The sequence below is a fragment of the Vineibacter terrae genome, assembly GCF_008039615.1.
GTDB lineage: Bacteria > Pseudomonadota > Alphaproteobacteria > Reyranellales > Reyranellaceae > Vineibacter > Vineibacter terrae.
In genome coordinates this window covers 83883-108891 of record NZ_VDUZ01000032.1, presented here as the reverse complement: position 1 = coordinate 108891, position 25009 = coordinate 83883, and the positions used below count along the sequence as shown (strand labels likewise).

Genomic DNA, 25009 nt, shown 5'->3' with positions numbered 1-25009 from the left:
TCTCAGTCCCAGTGTGGCCGATCGTCCTCTCAGACCGGCTACCGATCGCAGCCTTGGTAGGCCATTACCCCACCAACTAGCTAATCGGACGCGGGCCCCTCCTTCGGCGATAAATCTTTCCCTCCTCGCGGAGGCTTATCCGGTATTAGCCCTAGTTTCCCAGGGTTGTTCCGAACCAAAGGGCAGGTTCCCACGCGTTACTCACCCGTGCGCCGCTGTCGTATTGCTACGACCGCTCGACTTGCATGTGTTAGGCCTGCCGCCAGCGTTCGTTCTGAGCCAGGATCAAACTCTCATGTTCAAGTCCAGCCAGGGCTCTTGGCGCCCCGGCCGGCAACGGATCCCGTCACAAACCAAAACGCTCGGCTCATCCTGAAGCAAGGCTCTCACCCCGCCCCACAATTCACCTGCGTCCTCGCTCGCGACAGCATCCACCACCAAGCACCAGGCATCTCTGCCCAACACCCGGCAGCTTACACCGCCGCCAGCGTTTCCCTTCCTTCAGACCTGTCCATAAAGCGCGGGCTTCGAGGCCCGTCCCGCCGGCGTTTCGCTTGCTTTCGCTTCGCGTCCCCGCCGCCGAGGAGCGGGCTTATAGGAGGGTGACTTCGTGGTGTCAAACAGGAAAATGCTTTTTTGTGAGAATCAAAAAAAAGCTCGGAAAAATCAGGCTTTTCTCGTCGCACATGCGCACGTGATGGCGCAGCGCAGCAACGCGCTCCGCGAAGAAGCGATGCTCTGCGCGCCGGAAAATGTCGACATCTCCAGCGCAGCGCCGAATCTATCCACACGATGCGCCGCTCTCATCCCGCGGCGCACGCCGGCATCAAAGGTTGGGCACGCCCGATGTCGTCGAATATTCGAAGTGCAGCGGCGTCTGCGGATGCACGCGCGCATAGATCGCGCGTGCCGCCATCGCTGCCTCGCTGAAGCCGCACAGGATCAGCTTCAGCTTGCCGGGATAGCTCACGATGTCGCCGATGGCGTAGATGCCGTCGGCCGACGTCGCGCATGTCGCGGGATCGACCACGATCAGATCGCGATCGAGATCGAGGTCCCATGTCGCGATCGGCCCCAGCTCCATCGACAAGCCGAAGAACGGCAGCAACGCATCCGCCTCCAGCCGCCGTGTCTCGCCGTCCAGGGTCGCCACGATCACGGCATCGAGCTTGCCGCCCTGCCCTTCCAGCGCGTGCAGCTGATAGGGCACGACGAGATCGATGCTGCCGGCGGCGGCCAGCGCCTTCAGGCGCGCTTCGCTTTCGGGCGCCGCGCGGAACCTGGCGCGGCGATGCACCACCATCACCCGGGCCGCGACCTCCTGCAGCGACAGCACCCAGTCGACCGCCGAGTCGCCGCCGCCGGCGATCACCACGCGCTTGTCGCGGAAATCCTCACGCCGCGTGACGTAGTAGAACACGCTCCGCCCCTCGTAGGCCTCGATGCCGGCAAGCGGCGGCCGATTGGGGCCGAACGCGCCCACACCCGCGGCAACGATCACGGCCTTGGCCTCGATCTCGACGCCACGCGACGTGGTCGCCCGCCAGCCGTCAGCCGTGCGCTCCAGACGCTCGACGCGCTGACCGAGATGGTAGACGGGATGGAACGGTGCGGCCTGCGCCTGCAGGTTGTGCACCAGGTCGGCCGCATTGATCCGGGGATAGCCCGGAATGTCGTAGATCGGCTTTTCCGGGTAGAGCGCCGTGCACTGGCCGCCGACGGCATCGAGCGCATCGACCACATGGCAGCGCAGCCGCACCATGCCGCATTCGAACACGGCGAACAGGCCCACCGGCCCGGCGCCGATCACGATCACATCGGTCGTATGGCGGCTGTTGCTCATCAGGCTCCGCCTCGCTGCCGGCGCTGGCCACCGGCCGGAAAAACAAGACCCCCGATTCGTTGCAAATCGGGGGTCCCGGATTTTGGTAGCTGGGGGCGGGCTCGAACCGCCGACCCCGGCATTATGAGTGCCGTGCTCTAACCAGCTGAGCTACCCAGCCTTATGCGGCGGCTTGGTAAATGATACCGGGGCGCAAGGTCAAGCCTCTCCAGCATCTGCGGACAAAATCGTGCCGCCGCCCAGCACCCGCTCGCCCACGTCGCGGTCGTAAATGACGCAGGCCTGGCCGGGCGCGACACCGAATTCCGGCGTCTCAAACCGCACCAGGACCTCCGCGCCGACCCGTGCCACCGTGGCCGGCCGCAACGGCTGGCTGGACCGCAGGCGCACCAGCACCGCGAGCCCATCCTGGTCCAAGGGCCGGTCGCCCAGCCAGTTCACCGTGCCGATCCGGATCGACTCGCGCGCCAGGGCGGCGTGCGGCCCGACCACCACCCGCCGGCGCGCGGCATCCAGCCGCACCACGTAGAGCGGCGCGTTGTCGGTGCCCTGCCGGGCATCCAGCCGCAGGCCGCGACGCTGGCCCACCGTGAAATGCACGATGCCGTGGTGGCGGCCCACGACCCGGCCGGCCGTATCGACAATGTCCCCGGGCTCGATCGCCCCGGGCCGCAGCCGCGCCACGACACCGGCGTAATCGCCATCGGGAACGAAGCAGATGTCCTGGCTATCGGGCTTGTCGGCCACCGGCAGGCCAAAGCGCTCCGCCAGCGCCCGCGTCCGGGCCTTGCTCATCGCGCCCAGCGGGAAGCGCAGCATGTCGAGCTGCGCGCGCGTCGTGCCGTAGAGGAAGTAGCTCTGGTCCTTGGCAGGATCGACGGCGCGCCGCAGCTCGGCGCCATGCGGCCCCGCGGTGCGCCGCACATAGTGCCCCGTGGCCAGGGCATCGGCGTCGAGGTCGCGTGCGGTTGACAGAAGGTCGCGAAACTTCACGGTGCGGTTGCAAGCAACACAAGGAATCGGCGTCTCGCCGCGCACATAGGCATCGGCGAAGGCATCGATCACGTCGGCCTTGAACCGGCTTTCGTAGTCGAGCACGTAATGCGGGATCCCGATCCGCTCGGCCACCTGGGCGGCATCGTAGATATCCTGGCCGGCACAGCAGGCCCCTTTGCGGGCCGCCACAGCGCCCTGATCGTAGAGCTGCAGGGTGACGCCCACGACGTCGAAGCCCTGCTCCTTCAGCAGCGCCGCCGTTACCGACGAATCGACGCCGCCCGACATGGCGACGACCACGCGGGTGCGCGACGGCAGCTTGTCGATGTCGAGCCCGTTCATGATGCCGGTATAGGCCAGCCCGCAGCCCGATCAAGAGGGGCCGCGGCTGCCTCAGGGACGCGGGTCAGGCGGTGGCGGGCCACTCTCACGGGCCAGACGGGTCTTGCCGCCGCCTTCCAGGACCGTGACACGGTCGCCGGTCTGCAGGTTGGCCTCGTTCGTCTGGACAACATTGATCACCTGGCCGTTGTCGAGCTGGACGACGAAGCGCGTCCCCTGGCCGCGGGTGATGCCCTGCTCGACGGCATTGCCGGCGATCGCGCCAATGATGGCGCCGCCGACACCCGCCAGGATGCTGCCGGTCCTGCCATGGGCGAGCGCGGACCCGATCGTAGCGCCCGCGACGCCGCCGCCCACGGTGCCGATCCCGGAGCCAGTGCCGGAGATCGGCACGTCATCGACAGCAATGATGCGCCCCGCGAGAACCGGGCCGCCGCGCTGCATGTCGCCGCGGCTGTAGGTTTCACCGGTATGCTGCGGGCCGCAGGCCGTCACGGCGAGCGACAGCAGCGCGGCCGCCAGCACCATCGGCGCACGGGCAACCACCTTCGACATCATCGGAAAACCTCTCCCCGGGAAGGATGCACCATGGCGAAGGAATACGGCTGAAATCGGGCGCTCACCTACTGCGCATCAGCTCCGCTCGTCGATCCAGGCCATCTGGATCGCCTCGAGAATCTTCTCGCTGGACCGGCTGGGATCATCCTCGAACATCGGCAGCTCCATCACCCAGCGGTGCAGGTCGGTGAACCGGAGGTTGACGTTGTCGGCGTCGGGATGACGCTCCTCGAGCTCGATCGCGATGTCGCGCACGTCGGTCCACTTCAGCTTGCGCATTCCCGCTCCTTGTTCTCACCGTCATCCCGAGCGTGTGACTCAATCCTTCCCCCGGAGGGGGAAGGTGCCCCGAAGGGGCGGAAGGGGGATGTTGCAACGAATTCGCTGGCCCTAAGCCACATCGAATCCGTTGCAACATCCCCCTTCCGGCGCTTGCGCCACCTTCCCCCTCCGGGGGAAGGAAAAGATCACAAGCTCCGAGCGCAGCGAGCGATCTCCTGCGGCACAGCGCACGGTGCGCTCCTCGCAGGGAGATCCCTCTCCTGAGCCTGTCGAAGGGGCGCTCGGGATGACAGCCTTGCTCACTTGTCGACCATCATGTTGCGTGTCGCCGCCGGCAGCTTGACCGTCAGGCCGTCCAGCTCCGGCGTGATCTTGATCTGGCAGCCCAGGCGCGAGGTGTGGGTGAGGCCGAATGCGAGGTCGAGCATGTCCTCCTCGTCCTCGCTGGCTTCCGCGAGCTTGTCGTACCAGGCCTTGTCGACGATCACGTGGCAGGTCGAGCAGGCCAGGGAGCCCTCGCAGGCGCCCTCCAGGTCGATGCCATTGCGATGCGCGATCTCGAGCACGGACAGACCCAGCGGCGCATCCACCTCCTTGCGGTTCCCGTTCTTTTCAATGAACACCATCTTCGGCATAACCAACTCCGTGCGGCGGCGCCTGGGCGTCAGCCGACCTTCGATTCAAGCTGATCCAGCGACAGGCCCGACAGCGCCTTGCGCACGCCGCGGTCCATGCGCCGCTCGGCAAAAGTCTTGGAACGCGCCTCCAGCGCCTGCGCCGCGGCATTGATCGCCTCGCGGTCGGTATCGGCCATCGCCGCCCGCAAGCGGCTCGCATCGGCATCGAGATCGGTCCGCTCGGCGCCGTCCAGCAGGTCGGCATCGACTGCCAGCGCCGCGTCCAGGGCCAGCAGGAGGCGCTCGGCCTCGACCCGAGCCTCCACCAGCAGACGGCCTTCCATGTCGTCCTCGGCATGCTCCAGGCTGTCGTAGAGCATGCGCGCCATGTCCTCCTCGGAGATGCCGTAGGTGGGCTTGACCTCGACGCGCTGCGCCACGCCCGTGGTCTTCTCCTGCGCCGCCACTGTCAGCAGGCCGTCGGCGTCGACCGTGAAGGTGACGCGGATGCGCGCCGCGCCGGCAGCCATGGGCGGTATGCCCTGCAGCTCGAAACGCGCCAGGCTGCGGCAGTCGGCCGCCATCTCGCGCTCACCCTGAACGACGTGCAAAGCCATCGCGCCCTGCCCGTCCTGGTAGGTGGTGAATTCCTGCGCCAGCGACACCGGGATCGGCGTGTTGCGCGGGATCACCTTCTCGACGATGCCCCCCATGGTCTCGATGCCCAGGGACAGCGGCGTCACGTCCAGCAGCAGGGTATCGGAGCCGGCCGTCAACGCCTCGGCCTGCAAGGCAGCGCCCAGCGCCACGACCTCGTCGGGGTCGATATCGGCCAGCGGCGGCTTGCCGAACAGCACCGCCACGCGCTGGCGCACCAGCGGCACCCGCGTCGAGCCGCCGACCAGCACGACGCCGTTCACGTCGACCGGATCCAGCGCCGCATCCGCCAGCACGCGGGCGCAGATCGCGATGGTGCGCTCGACCAGGGGGGCGACCAGGCCGTCGAACGCCGGGCGGTCGATCGCGTGGACCGACGTGCCGCCATCCAGCGCCAGCGTCAGCTCCGTCCGCTCGGCAGCCGTCAGGGCCTCCTTGGCCTGCCGCCCGGCCAGCAGCGCGCTCTTGGCGTCGCCCGCGCTCGCGGCGCCCGGCAGGCCACGTGCGGTCCGCTCGGCCAGGGCCCTCTCCGCCAGCGCATGATCGAAGTCGTCGCCGCCCAGGGCCGCGTCGCCACCGGTCGCCAGGACTTGGAACACGCCTTTCTCCAGGCGCAGCAGCGAAAAGTCGAATGTGCCGCCGCCGAGGTCGTAGACCGCGTAGATGCCTTCGACCGCCTTGTCGAGGCCGTAGGCGAGCGCGGCCGCGGTCGGCTCGTTGACCAGCCGCAGGACCTCGAGGCCGGCCAGGCGCGCCGCGTCGCGCGTCGCCGTGCGCGCGGCATCGTCGAAATAGGCCGGCACCGTGACCACGGCGCGCTCGACCGTCTTGCCCAGCGCCGCTTCGGCCCGCGCCCGCAAGGTACGCAGGATATCGGCCGAGATCTCGACCGGCGTGCGGGCGCGGCCGCCGACCCGCAGCCGCACCATGTCGGTCACGCCGCTCCCCGGCTCGACCTCGTCGGCGCGGATGCCGCCGACCTCGGTGACGTCGGCGACGCCACGACCCATCAGCCGCTTGATCGAGGAAACGGTGCGGTCCGGCTCCGCCGCCTGGCGCGCCTGCGCGGCGCTGCCGACGGCGGCGGCGCCGTCAGACGCGTAGTACACGACCGACGGCACCAGCGCCTTGCCGTGGTCATCGCGCAACGCCTCAACCTTGCCGTCCCGCGCCACGGCGACGACGGAATTCGTGGTGCCCAGGTCCACGCCGATGGCCGGCGTCTCCTCGCCGGCATGCGGCAACGGCGTTTCACCGGGCTCGTGGATCTCAAGCAGTGTCATCAGCCGGCAGCACCCAGGTTGAAGCGGCGGGCGCGCGCCTCTTCGGTGAATTTGTCGAGGTAGGCAAGCCGCAAAATCGCCGCGCGCAATCCCGCCTTGTCGGCGGCGGCGAACAGCGCCGACAGGCCCCGCAGCTGCGTTTCGCGCGCGCGCGCGGCATCGCCGGCCAGGGCGTCGACGTCCTGCGGCGTTGCCGCCTCGGCCAGCGCCTCGCGCCGTTCCATCGCCTCCATCAGCAGCTCCGGATCGTCGATGGTACGGCCGTCGGCGGGCAGGTCGACGCCCAGCCGCGACGCCAGGTAGCGAGCCCGCCGCAGCGGATTCTTGAGCGTCTCGTAGGCGTCATTCAGGGTGGCAGCCTGCTGCTGCGATATCGCCTTCTCGCGCGGCGTCTTGCGCGCGAAGCGGTCGGGATGCAGCTGTCGCTGCAGGTCGAAGTAGCGGCGATCGAGCATCGCCCCGTCGATGTCGAAGCCGTGCTCCAGCCCCAGCCGCGCAAAATGGTCGCTCTGGCCGGGCGGTTGCACTAGCCCGCAGGCGGCGCAGAAGGGTGCTGCGTCTGGGGCCGTGGCGCCGCACGACCAGCATCTCGCGGCGGTCTCGGAGGCCGTCGCGGCCGCGGTGGACATGGTCATGAGCCGATCCTGCCCGGGCGATCCGCTCGCCCGGATCTCTTTCACACGTGGAAGGATTCGCCGCAGCCGCAGCGGCCTTTCTCGTTGGGGTTCTTGAACACGAACCCGGCCTTCAGCTTCTCCTCGACATAGTCCATCTCGGTGCCGATCAGGAACAGCGTGGCCTTGGGGTCGACCAGCACAGTAATGCCCTGTGTTTCCACGACCTCGTCCCTCGGCCCCTTCTCGTCGGCATATTCCAGCGTGTAGGACAGCCCCGAGCAGCCCTTGCTGCGCACGCCGATGCGCACGCCCGCGGTCGGCTTGCCGCGCTGCGCCAGCAGCTCCTTCACACGCGACACGGCCGCATCGGTGACCGTCATGAGCTGCGGCCGCGGCCGCGCCGGACGCGGCGCGGCCGGCTTGCGCGCGACGGGTGCTGTCTCCACGCTCATCTCATCCACTCCTACTCGGCCGCCGCGGCCTGCTCGCCGGCCGCTTCGCCGGCCTCGGTCACCTTCTTCTCCGCCTTGGCGCGATAGTCGGCGATGGCCGCCTTGATCGCGTCCTCGGCCAGGACCGAGCAGTGGATCTTCACCGGCGGCAGCGCCAGATGCCTGGCGATGTCGGTGTTCTTGATCGTGCCGGCCTCGTCGAGCGTCTTGCCCTTGACCCATTCGGTGACCAGTGAGCTCGAGGCGATGGCCGAGCCGCAGCCGAAGGTCTTGAACTTGGCGTCCTCGATCAGGCCGTCGGCGCTCACCTTGATCTGCAGCTTCATCACGTCGCCGCAGGCCGGCGCGCCGACCAGACCGGTGCCGACATCCTCGGCAGTCTTGTCGAGCGACCCGATGTTGCGCGGGTTCTCGTAGTGGTCGAGCAGCTTCTCGCTGTAGGACATGACTTGCTCCCTTGCTGTGTCCGCGATTCAGTGGGCTGACCACTGGATCGATTTCAGATCGACGCCCTCCTGGACCATCTCCCAGAGCGGGCTCATCTGCCGCAACCTGCTGACATGCCGCACGATGTCGTCGACGGCGGTGTCCACCTCGTGCTCGGTGGTGAAGCGGCCGAAGCCGATGCGCAGCGACGTGTGCGCGAGTTCCTCCTCGACGCCCAGCGCCCGCAGCACGTAGCTGGGCTCCAGCGACGCCGACGTGCAGGCCGAGCCCGACGACACCGACAGCGACTTGATCCCCATGATCAGCGACTCGCCCTCGACATAGGCGAAGCTGATGTTGAGGTTGCCGGGGATGCGCTGCTCCATGTCGCCGTTGACATAGGTGTCCGGCAGCTGGGCCTGGATGCCCTTGAGGAACCGATCGCGCAGCTTGCGCAGCTGCGTGGCCTCGGACTCCATCTCCTTCATCGCGATCTCGCAGGCTTCGCCCAGGCCCACGCATAGCGGCGTCGGCAGGGTGCCCGAGCGGAAGCCGCGCTCCTGGCCGCCACCGTCGATCAGCGCCACCAGCCGCACGCGCGGCTTGCGCCGCACGTAGAGCGCGCCGATGCCCTTGGGCCCGTAGATCTTGTGGCCCGAGATCGACATCAGGTCGATGTTCATCTCCTGCACGTCGAGCGGGATCTTGCCCACCGCCTGGGCGGCGTCGGTGTGGAAGAAGGCGCCCTTCTCGCGGCACAGCGCGCCGATCTCCTTCAGCGGCTGGATGACGCCGATCTCGTTGTTCACCGCCATCACCGACACCAGCACGGTCTTGTCGGTGATCGCCGCGCGCAGCTGCTCCAGATCCACCAGGCCGTTCTGCTGCACCGGCAGGTAGGTGACCTCGAAGCCCTCCTGCTCCAGGTGCCGGCAGGTATCGAGCACGCATTTGTGCTCGGTGACCAGGGTGACGATGTGGTTCCTGCGGTCCTTGTAGAAGTGGGCCACGCCCTTGATCGCGAGGTTGTTCGACTCGGTGGCGCCCGACGTGAAGATCACTTCCTTCTCGTCGCCGCCGATCAGCCTGGCGATCTGGGCGCGCGCCTTCTCGACCGCCTCCTCCGCTTCCCAGCCGTAGCTGTGGCTGCGCGAGTGCGGGTTGCCGAACTTCGTGGTGAAGTACGGCATCATCGCCTCCAGCACGCGCGGATCCATCGGCGTCGTGGCCTGGTAGTCGAGGTAGATCGGCTGGTCGTTGCGCCGCAGCCCATTGATCGCGTTCATGGCCAACTCTCCAAGCTCAAGCCGCCGCCGGCCGGTTTGCCGGGCTCAGCCGGCGATTCAGGTCGCCCCAGGCGGCGACGAGCCGCTCGATGTCGTCTGCCTGCGTCGTCCAGCCCAGGCTGATGCGCAGCGCCGACGCGCAGTCGGCGTCGCTCGCGCCCATCGCCGCCAGCACGTGCGAGGGCCGCACCTTGCCCGACGAGCAGGCCGCGCCGGCGCTGACGGCGATTCCCGCCAGGTCCAGCGCCATCAGCTGTGTCGTGGCGGCCACGCCGGGCATCGCCACACATGTCGTGTTGGGCAGCCGCGCTGCGCCGCAGCCGAAGACGTGGGCATCCGGCGCCAGCTGCGCCAGGCTGCGCTCCATCTTGTCGCGCCAGGCGGCCAGCGCCGCCATCCGCGGCAGCTCCCGCAGCGCGATCTTGGCGGCGACGCCGAAACCGACGATGCCGGCGACGTTCTCGGTGCCGGCCCGCCGGCCACGTTCCTGGCCGCCGCCGCGCAGCATCGGCGCGAAGGCCACACCGGGACGCAGCGCGATCGCGCCGACGCCCTGCGGGCCGCCCAGCTTGTGCGCCGAGACCGTGAGGTAGTCGGCGCCCAGCGCCGCCATGTCGATCTCGAGCTTGCCGGCCGCCTGCACGGCATCGCAGTGCACCACGGCGCCGGCCGCGTGGGCGATGCGAGCGGCCGCGGCGACGGGCTGGATGACGCCGGTCTCGTTGTTGGCCAGCATGACGCTGACCAGCGCCGGCTCATCCGATGCGGCCAGCAGGCGCTGCAGCGCGCCCAGGTCGATCACGCCGTCGCCGTTCACCGGCGCCGGCACGATGCCGTCGGCGGCCAGGCGCACGCTGTCGTGCTCGACCGCGGATGCGATCAGCCGCCGCCGGCCTGCGGCCTGCAGAACCGTGTTGTTGGCCTCGGTGCCGCCTGACGTGAAGACCAGGTCGGCGGCGGCCGCGCCCACCAGCGCGGCGATCGAGGTCCGCGCCCGGTCGACCTGGGCGCGCATGGCACGGCCGAATGCATGCACGGACGAGGCGTTGCCGACCTCGCGCATAACCTCGCCCATCGCCGCGATGGCCTGCGGGCGCATCGGGGTCGTGGCGTTGTGGTCGAGGTAGGCGCGAAGGGTCATCATCTCAGTCACGTATGGCGCGCCCTATTCCGCGGCGACAGCGTTGGCGGGCGTCGGCGTGCTCAGCGCCGGCATCGCCGCACTGTCCGCCTGCGTCGCCGTGAACGGACGGGCCGTGCCCAGCACCCGCTTCTCGACGACGTCGAGCAAGGTCACGGAGCTGAGGTACAGATGGATCTGGTTGCCGAGCTCGGCCCACAGGTCGTGGGTCAGGCAGCGCGACTTGTCGCTATGGCACCCCAGCGGCGAATCGGTTTTGCACCGCGTCGCCTTTATCGGCTCGTCGACCGACAGGATGATGTCGGAAATCCGTGTCTCGCCGGCGCCGTGGGCCAGGCGGTAGCCGCCGCCGGGGCCGCGCACGCTCTTGACCAGGCCGCCGCGGCGCAGCCTGGCAAAAAGCTGCTCGAGATAGGACAGCGAGATTTCCTGCCGGGTCGAGATATCGGCCAGAGAGACCGGCTTTTGCGCACCGTGGCGTGCCAGATCGACCATGGCCATGACAGCGTAGCGTCCCTTGGTGCTCAGCCTCATGATCATTCTCCATCCAACCCAGGTCCGCTCTGCGGTATGACCGGCCGCAGAACTGCCTAATGCGCGATCACGTTGAAATCGCTCTTGAAATCGCGCTACCTGACCCCGATAGTGACGGCAGACACGAATTCTCGGCGTCAAGAACCGGCTGTCGCTACAGCATATAGAAAGCCCAAGTGCGTTGGTCAAGTTTTTCGGCCGGGTTTCAGCATACCAACGATATGGTATCCGAGCGTGTGGCTCGGATACTTGAAAAGGGCGCGCGAGCGCAGCGTAACAGGTAGGGCATGCCTGATGTAATCTATACCGGTCCCGATGGACGTCTGGAGGGCCGCTACCACCAGAGCAAGGAAAAGAACGCGCCTATTGCGCTCATGCTGCATCCGCACCCTCAGGCCGGCGGCAACATGAACAACAAGGTGGTGTTCACCCTGTTCCACGTCTTCGCGACTCGGGGCTTCTCCGTCCTGCGCTTCAATTTCCGTGGCGTCGGACGCTCCCAGGGCACCTTCGACAACGGGCTGGGCGAGCTCAGCGACGCAGCGGCGTCGCTGGACTGGCTGCAAAGCATGAACCCGGACGCCAAGCAATGCTGGGTCGCGGGCTTCTCCTTCGGCGCCTGGATCGGCATGCAGCTGCTGATGCGCCGCCCGGAGATCGACGGCTTCATCTCCGTCGCGCCGCCCGCCAACAGCTATGACTTCGCCTTCCTGGCGCCCTGCCCGTCATCCGGCCTGATCGTGCACGGCGACAGGGACGAGGTCGTCCCGGCTGCCGACATCGCCAAGCTGGTGGCCCGGCTGTCGCAGCAGAAGGGCATAACGGTCGACTCACGTACCGTGAAGGGCGCCAACCATTTCTTCCATGACAGCCTGGACAAGCTGGCCGTCGAGGTCGACCGCTACGTCACCAAATCGATGACGGAGCAGCCGAAGCCAGAAGAAAAAACCTAGGGTTATGGCGCGAACAGCCGGCCGCCGCATAGCGGCGCCGGCACCCCGGTCGTGGTCGGGAAGCTCAACGGCAGGCCGCGCAGGCTGCGGGCGGCGAGGAAGCCGAACGCCTGCGCCTCGACCATATCGCCCACCCACTCCGCCGGACATTTCTCAACTGAAATATTAGATATACGTTCTATATTATTGATAATTGTAGTATTTTTCGCACCACCGCCGCATACAAACCAAGCCATCGGCGGCTGCGGCATCGCCCTGACGGCAGCCGCGATCGCGGCAGCGCATGCCCAGGCCAGGGTGGCAGCCCCGTCGGCAAGCGACAGGCCGGAGGCAATATTGGAAAGAAAATCATTTCTATCCAATGACTTTGGCGGCTTTATAGAAAAATAAGATGAAGATAAGAATTGCCCTATCCGGGCCTGATCGACCGTCCCGGCACGCGATATCTCGCCATCGCGATCGAACGGCAGGCTGCCATGCTGGCGGAGCCAGTCGTCGAGAGGGGCATTGCCAGGCCCGGTGTCGAATGCCAGCAGGGTGCCGTCGGCCCCGATCCAGGTGACGTTGGCCACGCCGCCGATATTGAGCACGGCAACCGGAAGCCGCAGCCCGCCGCCATCGACCGCGCGGCGCACCAGGGCCTGGTGATAGACCGGGACCAGCGGTGCGCCCTGCCCGCCGGCGGCGACATCGGCCGACCGGAAATCGGCGACCACCGGCCGGCCGGTCGCACGCGCCAGCCAGGCACCATCGCCGATCTGCCATGTGAAGCGCCGCTGCGGCCGGTGCGTGATGGTCTGGCCGTGGAAGCCGATCGCATCGACATCCGCCGGACGCAGGCCGGGGTGATCGGCGAAGAGCGCGGCGATGGCGTCGCGATGCGCCTGGGTCAGCAGCCGTCCGGCACGCTCGGTCTGCGGCGTCGGCGCATCGGCGCCCAGCACCAGCCGCACCGCGTCGCGGACCTCCTCGCCGTAGGGCATCGTCAGCGATGGCCCGAAGGCCCGGATCTGCTCGCCGTCCGTCTCGATCACGGCCACGTCGACGCCGTCGAGCGAGGTGCCGCTCATGAGGCCCATCACCCGCAACATCTCGCCGCGCCGCGCGCGCCTCAGCAGATCGTCCATGACCGTGTCCTCGGGGGAACGCCGCGTTGTTCGCATCCCCTACGCCGTGCTACAGGACCGCCGCCAGCCGGCTGGCGGCCGGCCACCATCCATTAGCGGCAGCGATATGTCGACGTTCAAGTCCGAATTCATGCGCACCGTGCACGCGCGCGGCATGGTGCACCAGTGCAGCGACGCCGAGCGCCTGGACGAGCTGCTCGCCACCGGACCACGCGTCGCCTATATCGGATTCGACTGCACTGCCGACTCCCTGCATGTCGGCCACCTGCTGCAGATCATGCTGCTGCGCTGGTGGCAGAAGACGGGGCACAAGCCGATCGCGCTGATGGGCGGCGGCACGACCAAGATCGGCGACCCGTCGGGCCGCGACGAGACGCGCCAGCTGCTGACGGACGAGCAGATCGTCGCCAACATGGCGAGCATCAAGGGCACGTTCGCCAATTACCTGACGTTCGGCGACGGCGCGACCGACGCGGTGATGGCCAACAACGCCGACTGGCTCGACACGCTGCTCTACATCCCGCTGCTGCGCGATGTCGGCCGCCATTTCTCGGTCAACCGCATGCTGACCATGGACTCGGTGCGGCTGCGCCTGGAGCGCGACCAGCCGCTGACGTTCCTCGAGTTCAACTACATGATCCTGCAGTCCTACGATTTCGTCGAGCTGTGGAAGCGTCACCTCTGCATGGTGCAGATGGGTGGCTCGGACCAGTGGGGCAACATCGTGATGGGCGCCGACCTGGGCCGCCGCATGGCGGGCGCCGAGCTGTTCGCCCTCACCTCGCCGCTGCTGGCCACGAGCTCGGGCGCGAAGATGGGCAAGACCGCGGCCGGCGCGGTGTGGCTGAACGGCAGCCGTCTGTCGACGTATGATTTCTGGCAGTACTGGCGCAACACCGAGGATGCCGATGTCGGCCGCTTCCTGCGGCTCTTCACCGAGCTGCCGCTCGAGGAGGTGGCGCGGCTGGAGGCGCTCGGCGGCGCCGAGATCAACGAAGCCAAGAAGATCCTGGCCACCGAGGTGACCGGCCTGTGCCACGGCAAGGTGGCGGCGGCTCAGGCCGCCGAGACGGCGCGCCAGACCTTCGAGCAAGGCACCCTCGCGGCCGACCTGCCTACGGTCGAGATCGCACGCGCGCGCCTGCAGGCCGGGGTGCCGGCCTTCGAGCTGTTCGCCGAGGCAGGCCTCGCCGACAGCAAGGGCGAGGCGCGCCGCCTCATCAAGGGCGGCGGCGCGCGGGTCAACGACGCAGCCGTGACATCCGAGACCCAGCCGGTCTCGCTGACCGATACAGGCGCCGATGGGCGCATCAAGCTGTCGGCCGGCAAGAAGCGCCATGCCCTGGTCCGCGCCGTGTGAGGCGCGCACTCGGCTGATCACCGTGGCGTGAGCCTGGAATTGCGCCATCGCTGCCGGGGATGCTGACGCACCTCTCTGCGTAAGGACGGTGGGACCTCTCCTCCGTCCCGAAGGAGTATGCAGATGTTGGGCAGAAAAGATCTCTTGGCTGGCCTGGTCGTGGGACTGGCGCTTGTCGGTGGAACCGCCATCGCGCAAACCGCTCCCAAGGGCGATCACGGGCCGTCGCCCGAGCGCCGGCAGGCCATGATGCAGCGCGTCTGCGCCGAGATGCCGGCCCGGCTGGCCGGCCGCCTCGCCTACAGCGAGGTCAAGCTCGGCATCAACGACCAGCAGAAGAGCGCCTGGCAGACCTTCACGCAGGAAGCCAAGGCGGCGATGCAGCCGATGCAGCAGCATTGCAACGAGCGCGCCGCGACGGCGCGGCCGGCCACGCCGCCGGATGCCGCCACCCAGCTCGCCCAGCGCGAGAAAGGCCTGACCGCGATGCTGGAGACCACCAAGGGCTTGCGCCAGGCGGTCGAGAAGCTGTCGCCGTCCCTCAACGATGAGCAGAAGAAGCAGCTCGCGGAGATGGTGGCGCGCATCGGCCACAACCAGTGGGCACGCGGCATGCACGGCAAGCACATGATGCACCGCCAGGGTCCGGACCCTGCCGGCAATGTCAGCCCGCCGCAGCCGCCTGCCGGCCAGACGCGCTAAGGCCGTCGCGTCCGACGCCCCTTCCGACCTCGATGAAGCCGCAGCCGCCCTGGCTGCGGCTTTCAACTGCCCCGCCGCTTATTCTGGCACCCCCAGGACCCGGAACATCTCCTCGAGCTGCGGGCTCATCGGCAGGTTCAGCCGCTCGCCGGTGGGCAGGCGCATCAGGAACCAGCGATCATAGAGCTGCACCAGGTCGCGGCCCTCGGCGAGGCGCTTGAAGGTGCGGTCGACCACGGCGGCGAAATCGGGATCATCCTTGCGGAACATCAGGCCGTAAGGATCGTATGACAGGAAGTCGCCAACGACCTTGTAGTCGCCGCCCGACTTCGCCGTCGCCATCAGCCCGTACAGCAGCACGTCGTCGGTGGCGAAAGCATCGGCCGAACCGCTCTCGAGCATGCGGAACGACTCGTCGTGGTCCTTGCCGACGACGATCTTGATGGGGACCTTCTGGCGCTCGACGATGGCGCGCAAGGCGGCCTCGTTGGTCGTGCCCGCCGTCACCACCACGGTCTTGTCGCGCAGGTCGCGATACGACGCGACCGGCGCCGTCTTCCTCACCATCAGCTTGGTGCCGGAGACGAAGAAGACCGGCGAGAACGCCACCAGCTTCTTGCGCTCGGTGTTGCCGGTGGTCGAGCCGCATTCCAGGTCGATGTCGCCCGCCTGCACCGCCGGGATGCGCGATGCCGACGTCACCGCGCGGTACTTGATCGCGACGTCGACGCCCAGGGTATCGACCACGTCGTTGACGATCTCGCCGCACAGGTCGATCGAATAGCCGATCGGCTGGCCGGCCCGGTTGAGGAAGGAGAACGGCACCGAGGCTTCACGATAGCCGATCACGATGCTGCGGCTCTCCTTCACCTTCTTCAGCGTGCCGGTCAGCTCGTCGGCGCCGGCCGGCGACGCGACGGCAAGCGCCAGCGCGACGGCCAGGCCGGCCGATGCAGCCCGACGCCGGGTGCCTAGGTGGCGCACGGCGCACCTACTGCGCCGGCACGGCAGCCGGCTGCCCCGGCGGCATTTCCGATGGCGCCTCGCCGCTGATCTTCTCGCCCTCCCACTTCGCCACCACGGCCGTGGCCAGGCTGTTGCCCACCACGTTGGTGGCGGAGCGGCCCATGTCGAGGAACTGGTCGATGCCCAGCAGCAGCAGCAGGCCGGCCTCGGGCAGGTTGAAGCTGGCCAGGGTGGCGGCGATCACCACCAGCGACGCGCGCGGCACGCCGGCCATGCCCTTGCTGGTCAGCATCAGGACCAGCAGCATGGTGACCTGCTGCACCAGGCTCAGCTCGATGTTGTAGGCCTGGGCGATGAAGATGACCGCGAAGGTGCAGTACATCATCGAGCCGTCGAGATTGAAGGAATAGCCCATGGGCAGCACGAAGCTGATGATGCGCTTGCTGACCGGCAGCTTCTCGAGCTGGGCCATGGTGACCGGGTAGGCCGCCTCGCTGCTGGCCGTGCTGAAGGCCAGCAGGAACGGCTCACGGATCAGCGACACGAGCCGGAGGACGCCGCCCTGCAGGAACAGGAACCCGGCGAAGATCAGCACGCCCCATAGGATGGCGAGGCTGAGGTAGAACTCGGCCATGAACTTGCCGTAGGTCACCAGGATCCCCAGCCCCTGGGTCGTGACCGTGGCGGCCATGGCGGCGAACACCGCGATCGGCGCCAGGCCCATGATGTAGCCCGTGATCTTGAGGATGACGTGCGAGGCCTGGTCGATGATCTCGACCAGCGGCTTGGCGCGCTCGCCCATGGCCGCCGCGGCGACGCCGAAGAACAGCGAGAACACCACGATCTGCAGGATCTCGTTGGTGGCCATCGCCTCGACGGCGCTCTTGGGCACCAGGTGGGTGACGAACTCCTTCAGCGACAGCGACGAGGTCTTCAGGTTGGTCGTGGCGCCGTTGTCGACCAGGTTGAGGCCGACGCCGGGCTGCAGGATGTTGACCATCACCATGCCCAGCAGCAGCGACACCAGCGAAGCGCTGATGAACCACAGCATCGCCTTGCCGCCGATGCGGCCGATCGCCTTGGGCTCGCCCATATGCGCCACGCCCACCACCAGGGTCGTGAACACCAGCGGCGCGATGATCATCTTGATGAGGCGCAGGAAGATATCGGTCAGCAGCGAGATGTAGTCGGCGATCGATTTCGCGATCTTGGGATCAGGCCACAGGCTGTGGCAGGCCCACCCCACCAGAATGCCCAGCACCATGCCGATGAAGATGACCGTGGTGAGCTTCGGCGAGCGCATTTGTCTCCCCCAATCGACGCAATGACGACATCATGACATCACGAGCAGCGGCCGGCGGCAAATCCGATTAAAATTTCGCCGATCTGTGCAAGAATGTTTCGGTCAACTGCCCAACCTGTCCTGGCCAGCCGGCAGGCAAGGGCTTGTTGCACTTGCCGCGCGCACTACGTTTGTATTGGTGTTGGACGCTGTAACGGCCCCTGCCCGGTGGCGCGGCGGCGAGCCGTCATCCGCTGCCGTAGGGAACCAAGCATGCAGGACCCGTATGAATTGCTGGGCGTGTCGAAAACGGCGTCGGCGGACGATATCCGCAAGGCATACCGGCGCCTGGCCAAGAAGCACCATCCCGACCTGAATCCGGGCGACAAGGCCGCCGAAGCCAAGTTCAAGGAGATCTCGGCAGCGCACGACCTGCTGTCGGACGCCGACAAGAGACGGCGCTTCGATGCCGGCGAGATCGACGCGACAGGCCAGGAGGTGCCGCCGCGCGGCTACTGGCGCGAGCATGCCACCGGCCCCGGCGCCGAACGCTACTACCGCACCGGCACGTCGGAGGATTTCGCCGACCTGGGCGGCGTCTTCTCGGAGATGTTCGGCGCGCGCGGCGGCTTCGGCCGCGGCTTCGCGGGCGGCGGCTCCCTGTCCTTCACGCTGGCGGTGCCCTTCCTGATCGCGGCCCGCGGCGGGCGCCAGCGGGTGGGCCTGCCTGACGGGCGGTCGCTGGAGATCGACATCCCCGAGGGGGCGACCGACCGGCAAACGCTGCGGCTCAAGGGTCAGGGCCTGCCCGATCCCAATGGCGGCCCGGCCGGCGACGCCTATGTCGAGCTGCATATCGAGCCGCATGCCTTCTTCGAGCGCCGCGACTCCAACATCCACATGGAGCTGCCGGTGACGCTGAACGAGGCGGTGCTCGGCGGCAAGGTGCGCGTCCCCACGATCGGCGGCGCCGTCATGCTGACGGTGCCTGCCGGCTCCAACGCCGGCAGCACCCTGCGCCTCAAAGGCCGCGGCGTGCTCGATCGCAAGTCGGGCGTGCGGGGCGACCAGTACGTGAAGCTGCGCGTCGTGCTGCCCGACCAGCCCGATGAGGCGCTGAAGGCATTCCTCGAAGGCTGGCAAGCCGGCAAGGCGTATGATCCGCGCCATGACATGGAGCGCTTCACATGATCACCCTCGACGACCTCGTGCACCGGCACCAGCGCCTGACGGTGACGCGCATCGAAGCCTGGATCGAGCGCGGCCTGCTGCGGCCGGTCGACGTGCAGGGCGCCGCCCAGGGCGGCGACCTGTGCTGCGGCTTCACCCCGGTCGACGCCGCGCGCGTGTCCCTGCTCTACGAGCTGAGCGAGGATCTGTCGTTCGACGACGAGTCGCTGGAGACGGTGGTCGACCTGATCGACCAGGTGCACGGCCTGCGTCACCAGATCGGCACGCTGGCGCAGGCCATCGCGCAGCAATCCGAGGACGTGCAGCGCGCGATCGCGGCCGCCGTCAAGACGATCGAGGCCGGCCGGCGCTGATGCCGTATTTGGCCGGGCCGCGGCGCTCCGGCGGCGCACCCGGCGCGTAGCGCCGCACGCATGAGCGGCGCTGGAGCGCCGCGGCCCGCCCATAAAACTCCTTCCCGCACCGCTTGCCTCCACGCAGGCCGATGGGCAGGCTCCCGGCATGCCAATCCACGACAGGCCATGGCGGGGGAAACGATGAAGTTCGGTGTGTTCGACCATATGGACCGGGCCAGCACGACGCTGGGCGAGCAGTTCGAGACCCGGCTCAAGCTGATCGAGGCCTATGACAGCCTCGGGTTCCACGCCTACCACGTGGCCGAGCACCACGCGACGCCGCTGGGCATGGCGCCGTCGCCCAGCGTCTTCCTGGCGGCGGTGGCGCAGCGCACCCGCAGGCTGCGCTTCGGGCCCCTGGTCTACACCCTGAACCTCTACCATCCGCTGCGCCTGATCGACGAGATCTGCATGATCGACCAGATGAGCGGCGGGCGCCTGGAGCTGGGCGTCGGGCGCGGCATCTCGCCGTTCGAGGTCGGCTACTACGGCGTCGATCCGGCGACCGGCCCCGAGCGTTTCGCCGAGACCCTGGCGGTCATCCTCAAGGGGCTGACGACGCGCTCGCTGTCGCACGAGGGCCAGTACTTCACCTTCCGCGACGTGCCCATGGAGCTGGAGCCGGTCCAGCGCCCGCACCCGCCGCTGTGGTATGGCGCCAACACCCCCGACAGCGCCGAACGCCTGGCACGGCAGGGCTACAACGTCGTGATCGGCCTGCCGGCTCCGGCCGTGCGCGCCTTCGTCGACCGCTACCGCGCGGCCTGGCAGGCCCAGGGCCGGCACGATACCGCGCCACCGCTGCTGGGGTTGAGCCGGCACGTGGTCGTGGGCGACACCGACAAGGAGGCGATCGACGCCGCACGCCGCGCCTTCAAGCTGTGGTATGGGGCGCTGGAGCATCTCTGGCGCAAGAACGGCGTCGGCCTGCCGCGCCAGCTCATCCCGGCGGCCTTCGACGACGCCGTCGCCGGCGGCTACATCGTGGCCGGCGCCGCCGCCACGGTGCGTGACCGCATGCGCCGGGACAACGACATCGCCGGCATCAACTACTGCCTCTGCCGGCTGGCGTTCGGCGACCTCTCCTACGAGGAGGCGTCGCGCTCGATCGCGCTCTTTGCGCGCGAGGTCATGCCGGCGCTGGCATGAGGCGAGGCCTTGGGGTCGATGGCATCGAAGAAGGCGCGGATCATCCGCATGTCGCGCCGCTCGGCCAGGCAGACGACGTGGGCGTAGGTCCGGATCTGCACGTCGGCGATACGCACGGCGTGCAGCCCGGGGCCGGGCACATACTCCACGTCCGATACGGCCGCGACCCCGATCCCCTGCGCCACCGCCTCGCGGATGATCTCACGGCTGCCGATCTCCATCACGACCTCGGGCTCGACCCGCGCGGCCTTGAGCGCCGTCTCCAGCGCCCGTCGCGTGGTCGAGCCCGCCTCGCGCAGGATCAGCCTCTCGCCCTGCAGCTCGGCAATACGGATGCTGCGCCGCCGCGCGAAGCGATGATCGGCTGACGTGAAGATGATCACCGGGTGCTCGCTGAACGGCTTCGACACGAACCGCTTGTCGCGGAAGACCTGCGCCAGCACGCCGACATCGGCGCGATAGTCGAGCAGGCGGTCGAGCACGTCCTGCGAGTTGCCGGTGCTGACGGAGATCCTGATGCCCGGATAGCGCTGGTTGAACGCCACCAGCATCTTGGTCGCATGCGAGGGACCGACGGCCGCCACCCGCAGATGTCCCGACCGCAGCTCGCCGGCATCGGCCAGCAGCTGCACCGCGTCGGCCTCGAGGCTGAAGATCTGGCGCGACAACTGCAGCAGCCGCTCGCCCATCTCGCTCAGCCGCACGCGCCGGCCGTGACGGTGGAACAGCTCGACCCGGTAGTGATCCTCCAGCTGCTTGACCTGCGTGGTCACCGTCGGCTGGCTCACGCGCAGCCGTTCGGCCGCCTGCGTGAAGCTGCCGCTAGTGGCCACGGCATGGAACGACCGGAGCTGCGTCAAGCGCATGCGGATATCTCCCCGCCTTTTCTCCGTCATCCCGAGCGCAGCGAGGGATCTCCTGCGGCAAGACGCACAGTCGTTCGCGGGAGATCCCTCGCTGCGCTCGGGATGACAGCTGCGTGACCTTCGGCGGGATCATAGATTTTATCAATATGAACAGCCATATTTTTGAATTTGTTCGATAGCCACCGCGGCCGGAGAGTGCACCGCGCCATAACCTAACAATCGTCTCGGAGGAGACCCCGGATGGCTACCCGACGTCATGTCCTCGGCGGCATGGCCGCCATGGCCACCACGCTCGCGCTGCCGGCGCTGGCTCGCGCCGCCAATGTGCTGACCGTCGGGCTGATCCCGTCGGAAGATTCGCGGGCGATGATCGCCAACAGCCAGGCGATGATGGACCAGCTCGCCAAGGCGCTGGGCATGCCGGTCAAGCCTTTCGTCGCCGCCGACTACAACGGCGTCATCGAGGCCCTGCGCTCCAAGCGGCTCGACGTCGCCTACCTGGGCCCGTTCTCGTACGTGCTCGGCACCACGGTGGCCGATATCGAGGCGTTCGCGGTCGCCGAGACGAAGAAGGCCGGCCGCACCTTCTATCACAGCCTGATCGTCGCCCATAAGGACAGCGGCATCCGCGGCATCGCCGACCTCAAGGGCAAGACCTTCGCCTTCGTCGACCCCAGCTCGACATCCGGCCACCTGTTCCCCAAGGCCGGCCTGATCAAGGCGGGCTTCAACCCGGACAAGGATTTCGGCCGCGTCATCTTCTCGGGCTCGCACGACTCCAATGCGGTGGCCGTGCAGAACCGCAAGGTCGATGCCGTCGCGATCGCCGACCGCATCCTCGATGCCGCGATCAACAAGGGGCTCGCCAGGCGCGAAGATCTCGTGGTGGTGTGGAAGTCCGACCCGATACCGGAATCACCGACCGTCTGGCGCAAGGATCTCGACCCGGAGCTCAAGAAGCGCATCCAGGCCGCCTTCCTCGGGGTGAAGGACGTCCCCTGGTCCGATCAAGGCGAGCTCAACGGCTTCCACCCCACCAACGACGCCGCCTACAACATCATCCGCGACACGGCCAAGGCGCTCAACCTCGACCTGAGGACCATGAAGTGATCCGGATCCGGGGCCTGGCCAAGCACTACGGCGCCTTCGAAGCCCTCAAGGGCATCGATATCGACGTCGCGCCCGGCGAGTTCCTGGTGGTCCTGGGACCGTCGGGCGCCGGCAAGTCGACCCTGCTGCGCTGCATCAACCGGCTCACCACACCGACGCGGGGCGAGATCCACATCGATGGACAGCCGGCCAGCGACGGCGCGGCGAGCCTGCGGCGGCTGCGCTGCAGCGTGGCGATGATCTTCCAGCACTACAACGTGGTGCCGCGCCTGTCGGTCGAGAAGAACGTGCTCACCGGCCGCCTCGGCGCCATGCCGTCGCTGCTGTCGTGGCTGCAGGTGTTCCCGCGCGCCGACGTCGCGATCGCCCGCGAATGCCTGCGCCGGGTCGAGCTCGAGGACAAGGCCAAGCGGCGCACGGACACCCTGTCCGGCGGCCAGAAGCAGCGTGTCGGCATCGCGCGGGCGCTGGCGCAGCAGCCCAAGGTGATCCTCGCCGACGAGCCGGTCGCGAGCCTCGACCCGAAAACCTCGCGCACGGTGCTCACCTACCTGAAGCAGGCCAGCCGCGAGCTCGGCATCACCGTCGTCTGCAACCTGCACCAGATCGATTATGCGCGCGAGTTCGGCGAGCGCGTCATCGGCGTGTCGGCCGGACGCGTCGTCTTCGAAGGCGCGCCCGACAAGCTCAGCGACGACGTGCTGCACCGGATCTACCCCGGGCTAGAGGAGGCTGGATCCACGGCGGCAGCGCCGCAGCCAGCTGAGCCGCATCCTCCCCTCATGCGGGACCTTGTCCTCAAGGAGGCCTGATGAACATGGGTTCCTATACGCTGCTGGTGGCGCGGCCGCCGGGCAATCTCGGCTGGTGGCCGCGCGCCGGCATCGCCGCCGGCCTGCTGGCGCTGCTCTGGTGGGCCGCCCAGGGCAGCCAGGTCAGCTTCGGCGAGCTGGCCAAGGGCCTGCCGTGGATCGCCGACTTCCTGTCCCGCATGTTTCCGCCCAACCTGGCGTTCCTCGACAAGCTGGTGCGGCCGGCGATCGAGACGATCCAGATCGCGATCTGGGGCACCTTGCTGGCGGTCATCCTGGCGCTGCCCCTGTGCTTCCTGGCGGCGCGCAACCTGACGCCCGGCCCGGTCGTCTACCACGCCACGCGCCAGGTGCTGAACGTCACCCGCGGCATCAACGAGATCATCCTGGCGCTGGTCTTCGTCGCGGCCGTCGGCCTGGGGCCGTTTCCCGGGGTCCTCGCGCTGGCGGTGCACGGCGCCGGCATGCTCGGCAAGTTCTTCGCCGAATCGATCGAGGAGATCGACTCCGGGCCGATCGAGGCGCTGCGGTCGACCGGTGCCGGCCCCATCCAGATCATCATCTTCGGCGTCCTGCCGCAGGTGGTCACGGCCTGGATCGCGGTCGTGCTCTATCGCTTCGAGACCAACCTGCGCCAGGCCACGGTGCTCGGCATGGTCGGCGCCGGCGGCATCGGCTTCGAGCTGGTCGGCAGCATGAAGCTGTTCCAGTATCAGGACACCGCGACCTGCATCCTTGTCATCATCGCGATGGTGATGGCCGCCGACTATATGTCGACCTGGCTGCGTGCCCGCATCCAGCAGGGGAACCGATGATGGACCGTCTTTCCGAGCCTGTGCGCGTGAATGGCCGCGACTATGCCCGTCCGCGGCACCCGGTGGTTGTCGTCTGCGTCGATGGCTGCGAGCCCGACTACATCACGCAGGCCATGCAGGCCGGCGTCGCGCCGTTCCTGAAGTCGATGCTGGAGCGCGGCAGCTCCCGCATCGGCGACTGCGTGGTGCCCAGCTTCACCAACCCCAACAACCTGTCGATCGTGACCGGCGTGCCGCCGTCGGTGCACGGCATCAGCGGCAACTACTTCCTCGACGTCGCCAGCGGCAAGGAAGTGATGATGAACGACCCGTCCTATCTGCGCGCGCCCACCCTGCTGGCGGCGTTCGCGCAGGCCGGGGCAAAGGTTGCGGTGGTCACGGCCAAGGACAAGCTGCGGGCCATGCTCGGCCACGGCCTTTCGGGAATCTGCTTCTCGGCCGAGAAGGCCGGCCAGGCGACGTTGGCCGATAGCGGCATCGACGACGTGCCCGCGCTGGTCGGCAAGCCGGTGCCGTCGGTCTATAGCGCCGATCTCAGCGAGTTCGTGTTCGCCGCCGGCGCGAAGCTGATGCAGACCCGCCGCCCCGACCTGATGTACCTGTCGACCACCGACTACGTGCAGCACAAATGCGCACCGGGGACGCCGGAGGCGAACGCCTTCTACGCCATGATGGACGGCTACCTGGCGCAGCTCGACGCCGCCGGCGCGATCATCGGACTCACCGCCGACCACGGCATGAGCCCCAAGACCGATGCCGCCGGCCGGCCGCAGGTGATCTACCTGCAGGCCGAGCTCGACCGCCTGCTCGGCGCCGATGCCGCGCGCGTCATCCTGCCGATCACCGACCCCTACGTCGTCCACCACGGCGCGCTCGGCTCGTTCGCCACCGTCTACCTGCCGCAGGCGGCCGTGGCGCGCGCCCAGGCGGCGATCGAGGCCCTGCCCGGCATCGACCTGGTGCTGACGCGCGAGGATGCGGCACGCCGCTTCGAGCTGCCGCCCGACCGCATCGGCGACCTGGTGGTCGTGGCCGACCATCTGACCGTGCTGGGCACGCACCCGTCGCTGCACGACCTCAGCGGGCTCACCGTGCCCCTGCGCTCGCATGGCGGGATCTCCGAGCAGAAGGTGCCGCTGCTGTTCAACCGCCCGCTGCGCGACGTCCCGACCAGCCGGCGCCTGCGCAACTTCGACGTCTTCGACCTGGCGCTGAACCACGTCAACCCGCCACCCAGCTAGAGGGTT

General features: G+C 68.0%; 26 protein-coding genes, 1 tRNA gene and 1 rRNA gene. 10 read left to right on the top strand and 18 right to left on the bottom strand.

The window, feature by feature from the left end; all coding sequences use genetic code 11:
• The 14 genes from FHP25_RS25375 to FHP25_RS25310 all read right to left on the bottom strand — a co-directional run.
• Nucleotides 1-301: ribosomal RNA gene (locus tag FHP25_RS25375) — 16S ribosomal RNA — on the bottom strand; the annotation flags it as partial.
• Between the two features lie 525 nt (nt 302-826).
• The gene (locus FHP25_RS25370) at nt 827-1843 is read right to left on the bottom strand and encodes an NAD(P)/FAD-dependent oxidoreductase (RefSeq protein ID WP_147849770.1); all 1017 of its coding nucleotides are present in this window, start codon (nt 1841-1843) and stop codon (nt 827-829) included.
• Nucleotides 1844-1926: 83 nt separating this feature from the next.
• Nucleotides 1927-2003 (bottom strand) — tRNA-Met (locus FHP25_RS25365).
• Nucleotides 2004-2041: 38 nt separating this feature from the next.
• On the bottom strand, nt 2042-3181 hold the full coding sequence (mnmA, locus tag FHP25_RS25360) for a tRNA 2-thiouridine(34) synthase MnmA (protein ID WP_147849769.1): 1140 nt from the start codon (nt 3179-3181) through the stop codon (nt 2042-2044).
• A gap of 51 nt (nt 3182-3232) precedes the next feature.
• Nucleotides 3233-3739, bottom strand: coding sequence for a glycine zipper 2TM domain-containing protein (locus FHP25_RS25355; RefSeq protein WP_147849768.1), 507 nt, complete (start codon nt 3737-3739; stop codon nt 3233-3235).
• Between the two features lie 75 nt (nt 3740-3814).
• Nucleotides 3815-4018 carry a Fe-S cluster assembly protein IscX gene (gene iscX / locus FHP25_RS25350; protein WP_218578580.1) on the bottom strand — a complete coding sequence of 68 codons (204 nt, stop codon included), beginning with the start codon at nt 4016-4018 and terminating at the stop codon, nt 3815-3817.
• Nucleotides 4019-4320: 302 nt separating this feature from the next.
• Entirely contained in the window at nt 4321-4656 is a 336-nt protein-coding gene (locus tag FHP25_RS25345) for a ferredoxin family 2Fe-2S iron-sulfur cluster binding protein (protein WP_147849767.1), read from the bottom strand.
• Between the two features lie 29 nt (nt 4657-4685).
• On the bottom strand, nt 4686-6578 hold the full coding sequence (gene hscA / locus FHP25_RS25340; protein WP_147849766.1) for a Fe-S protein assembly chaperone HscA: 1893 nt from the start codon (nt 6576-6578) through the stop codon (nt 4686-4688).
• Nucleotides 6578-7213, bottom strand: a complete 636-nt coding sequence (hscB, locus tag FHP25_RS25335) for a Fe-S protein assembly co-chaperone HscB (protein WP_147849765.1) — start codon at nt 7211-7213, stop codon at nt 6578-6580. The genes hscA and hscB overlap by 1 nt, the downstream gene beginning before the upstream one ends.
• A 41-nt stretch (nt 7214-7254) precedes the next feature.
• On the bottom strand, nt 7255-7647 hold the full coding sequence (locus tag FHP25_RS25330; protein ID WP_231712468.1) for a HesB/IscA family protein: 393 nt from the start codon (nt 7645-7647) through the stop codon (nt 7255-7257).
• Nucleotides 7648-7658: 11 nt separating this feature from the next.
• Nucleotides 7659-8093, bottom strand: coding sequence for a Fe-S cluster assembly scaffold IscU (gene iscU / locus FHP25_RS25325; protein ID WP_147849764.1), 435 nt, complete (start codon nt 8091-8093; stop codon nt 7659-7661).
• Between the two features lie 27 nt (nt 8094-8120).
• Entirely contained in the window at nt 8121-9359 is a 1239-nt protein-coding gene (locus FHP25_RS25320) for an IscS subfamily cysteine desulfurase (RefSeq protein WP_178133774.1), read from the bottom strand.
• Nucleotides 9360-9375: 16 nt separating this feature from the next.
• Nucleotides 9376-10503, bottom strand: a complete 1128-nt coding sequence (locus FHP25_RS25315; RefSeq protein WP_331461701.1) for a cysteine desulfurase family protein — start codon at nt 10501-10503, stop codon at nt 9376-9378.
• 21 nt (nt 10504-10524) lie between these two features.
• Entirely contained in the window at nt 10525-11034 is a 510-nt protein-coding gene (locus FHP25_RS25310) for an Rrf2 family transcriptional regulator (RefSeq protein WP_147849763.1), read from the bottom strand.
• Nucleotides 11035-11321: 287 nt separating this feature from the next.
• Between FHP25_RS25310 and FHP25_RS25305 the strand changes: the two genes are divergently transcribed.
• Nucleotides 11322-11987 carry an alpha/beta hydrolase gene (locus tag FHP25_RS25305; RefSeq protein ID WP_147849762.1) on the top strand — a complete coding sequence of 222 codons (666 nt, stop codon included), beginning with the start codon at nt 11322-11324 and terminating at the stop codon, nt 11985-11987.
• A gap of 2 nt (nt 11988-11989) precedes the next feature.
• On the opposite strand, the gene FHP25_RS25300 is transcribed toward FHP25_RS25305, so the two are convergent.
• On the bottom strand, nt 11990-13114 hold the full coding sequence (locus tag FHP25_RS25300; RefSeq protein WP_231712467.1) for an anhydro-N-acetylmuramic acid kinase: 1125 nt from the start codon (nt 13112-13114) through the stop codon (nt 11990-11992).
• Between the two features lie 106 nt (nt 13115-13220).
• Here FHP25_RS25300 and tyrS point away from each other — a divergent pair, with 106 nt between their 5' ends.
• Together tyrS and FHP25_RS25290 are read left to right on the top strand one after the other, a co-directional pair.
• Nucleotides 13221-14474, top strand: a complete 1254-nt coding sequence (gene tyrS, locus FHP25_RS25295; protein ID WP_147849761.1) for a tyrosine--tRNA ligase — start codon at nt 13221-13223, stop codon at nt 14472-14474.
• Between the two features lie 123 nt (nt 14475-14597).
• Nucleotides 14598-15176: a Spy/CpxP family protein refolding chaperone gene (locus FHP25_RS25290; RefSeq protein WP_178133773.1), complete on the top strand. Its 579-nt coding sequence runs from the start codon at nt 14598-14600 to the stop codon at nt 15174-15176.
• A gap of 78 nt (nt 15177-15254) precedes the next feature.
• Here the strand turns inward: FHP25_RS25290 and FHP25_RS25285 are convergent, their stop codons facing one another.
• Both FHP25_RS25285 and FHP25_RS25280 read right to left on the bottom strand, forming a co-directional pair.
• The gene (locus FHP25_RS25285) at nt 15255-16160 is read right to left on the bottom strand and encodes an amino acid ABC transporter substrate-binding protein (protein WP_147849759.1); all 906 of its coding nucleotides are present in this window, start codon (nt 16158-16160) and stop codon (nt 15255-15257) included.
• Nucleotides 16161-16167: 7 nt separating this feature from the next.
• Nucleotides 16168-17445, bottom strand: coding sequence for a dicarboxylate/amino acid:cation symporter (locus FHP25_RS25280; RefSeq protein WP_147849758.1), 1278 nt, complete (start codon nt 17443-17445; stop codon nt 16168-16170).
• Nucleotides 17446-17697: 252 nt separating this feature from the next.
• Here FHP25_RS25280 and FHP25_RS25275 point away from each other — a divergent pair, with 252 nt between their 5' ends.
• From FHP25_RS25275 to FHP25_RS25265, 3 genes are all read left to right on the top strand, one after another.
• Complete coding sequence (locus FHP25_RS25275) at nt 17698-18615, top strand: DnaJ C-terminal domain-containing protein (RefSeq protein ID WP_147849757.1); 918 nt, start codon at nt 17698-17700, stop codon at nt 18613-18615.
• On the top strand, nt 18612-18968 hold the full coding sequence (locus tag FHP25_RS25270; RefSeq protein ID WP_147849756.1) for a chaperone modulator CbpM: 357 nt from the start codon (nt 18612-18614) through the stop codon (nt 18966-18968). Before FHP25_RS25275 ends, FHP25_RS25270 begins: the two co-directional genes overlap by 4 nt.
• 183 nt (nt 18969-19151) lie before the next feature.
• On the top strand, nt 19152-20159 hold the full coding sequence (locus FHP25_RS25265; RefSeq protein ID WP_178133772.1) for an LLM class flavin-dependent oxidoreductase: 1008 nt from the start codon (nt 19152-19154) through the stop codon (nt 20157-20159).
• Here the strand turns inward: FHP25_RS25265 and FHP25_RS25260 are convergent.
• Nucleotides 20096-21025, bottom strand: coding sequence for a LysR substrate-binding domain-containing protein (locus tag FHP25_RS25260; RefSeq protein ID WP_147849754.1), 930 nt, complete (start codon nt 21023-21025; stop codon nt 20096-20098). The genes FHP25_RS25265 and FHP25_RS25260 overlap by 64 nt on opposite strands.
• A gap of 240 nt (nt 21026-21265) precedes the next feature.
• Here FHP25_RS25260 and phnD point away from each other — a divergent pair, with 240 nt between their 5' ends.
• From phnD to phnA, 4 genes are read left to right on the top strand one after another with little or no spacing between them, the layout of a single operon-like run.
• Nucleotides 21266-22135: a phosphonate ABC transporter substrate-binding protein gene (phnD, locus tag FHP25_RS25255; protein WP_147849753.1), complete on the top strand. Its 870-nt coding sequence runs from the start codon at nt 21266-21268 to the stop codon at nt 22133-22135.
• Entirely contained in the window at nt 22132-22947 is an 816-nt protein-coding gene (gene phnC / locus FHP25_RS25250; RefSeq protein WP_147849752.1) for a phosphonate ABC transporter ATP-binding protein, read from the top strand. The genes phnD and phnC overlap by 4 nt, the downstream gene beginning before the upstream one ends.
• Nucleotides 22947-23762 carry a phosphonate ABC transporter, permease protein PhnE gene (phnE, locus tag FHP25_RS25245; RefSeq protein WP_147849751.1) on the top strand — a complete coding sequence of 272 codons (816 nt, stop codon included), beginning with the start codon at nt 22947-22949 and terminating at the stop codon, nt 23760-23762. Before phnC ends, phnE begins: the two co-directional genes overlap by 1 nt.
• Complete coding sequence (gene phnA, locus FHP25_RS25240; protein WP_147849750.1) at nt 23762-25003, top strand: phosphonoacetate hydrolase; 1242 nt, start codon at nt 23762-23764, stop codon at nt 25001-25003. Before phnE ends, phnA begins: the two co-directional genes overlap by 1 nt.
• The last annotated feature ends 6 nt before the right edge of the window (nt 25004-25009 follow it).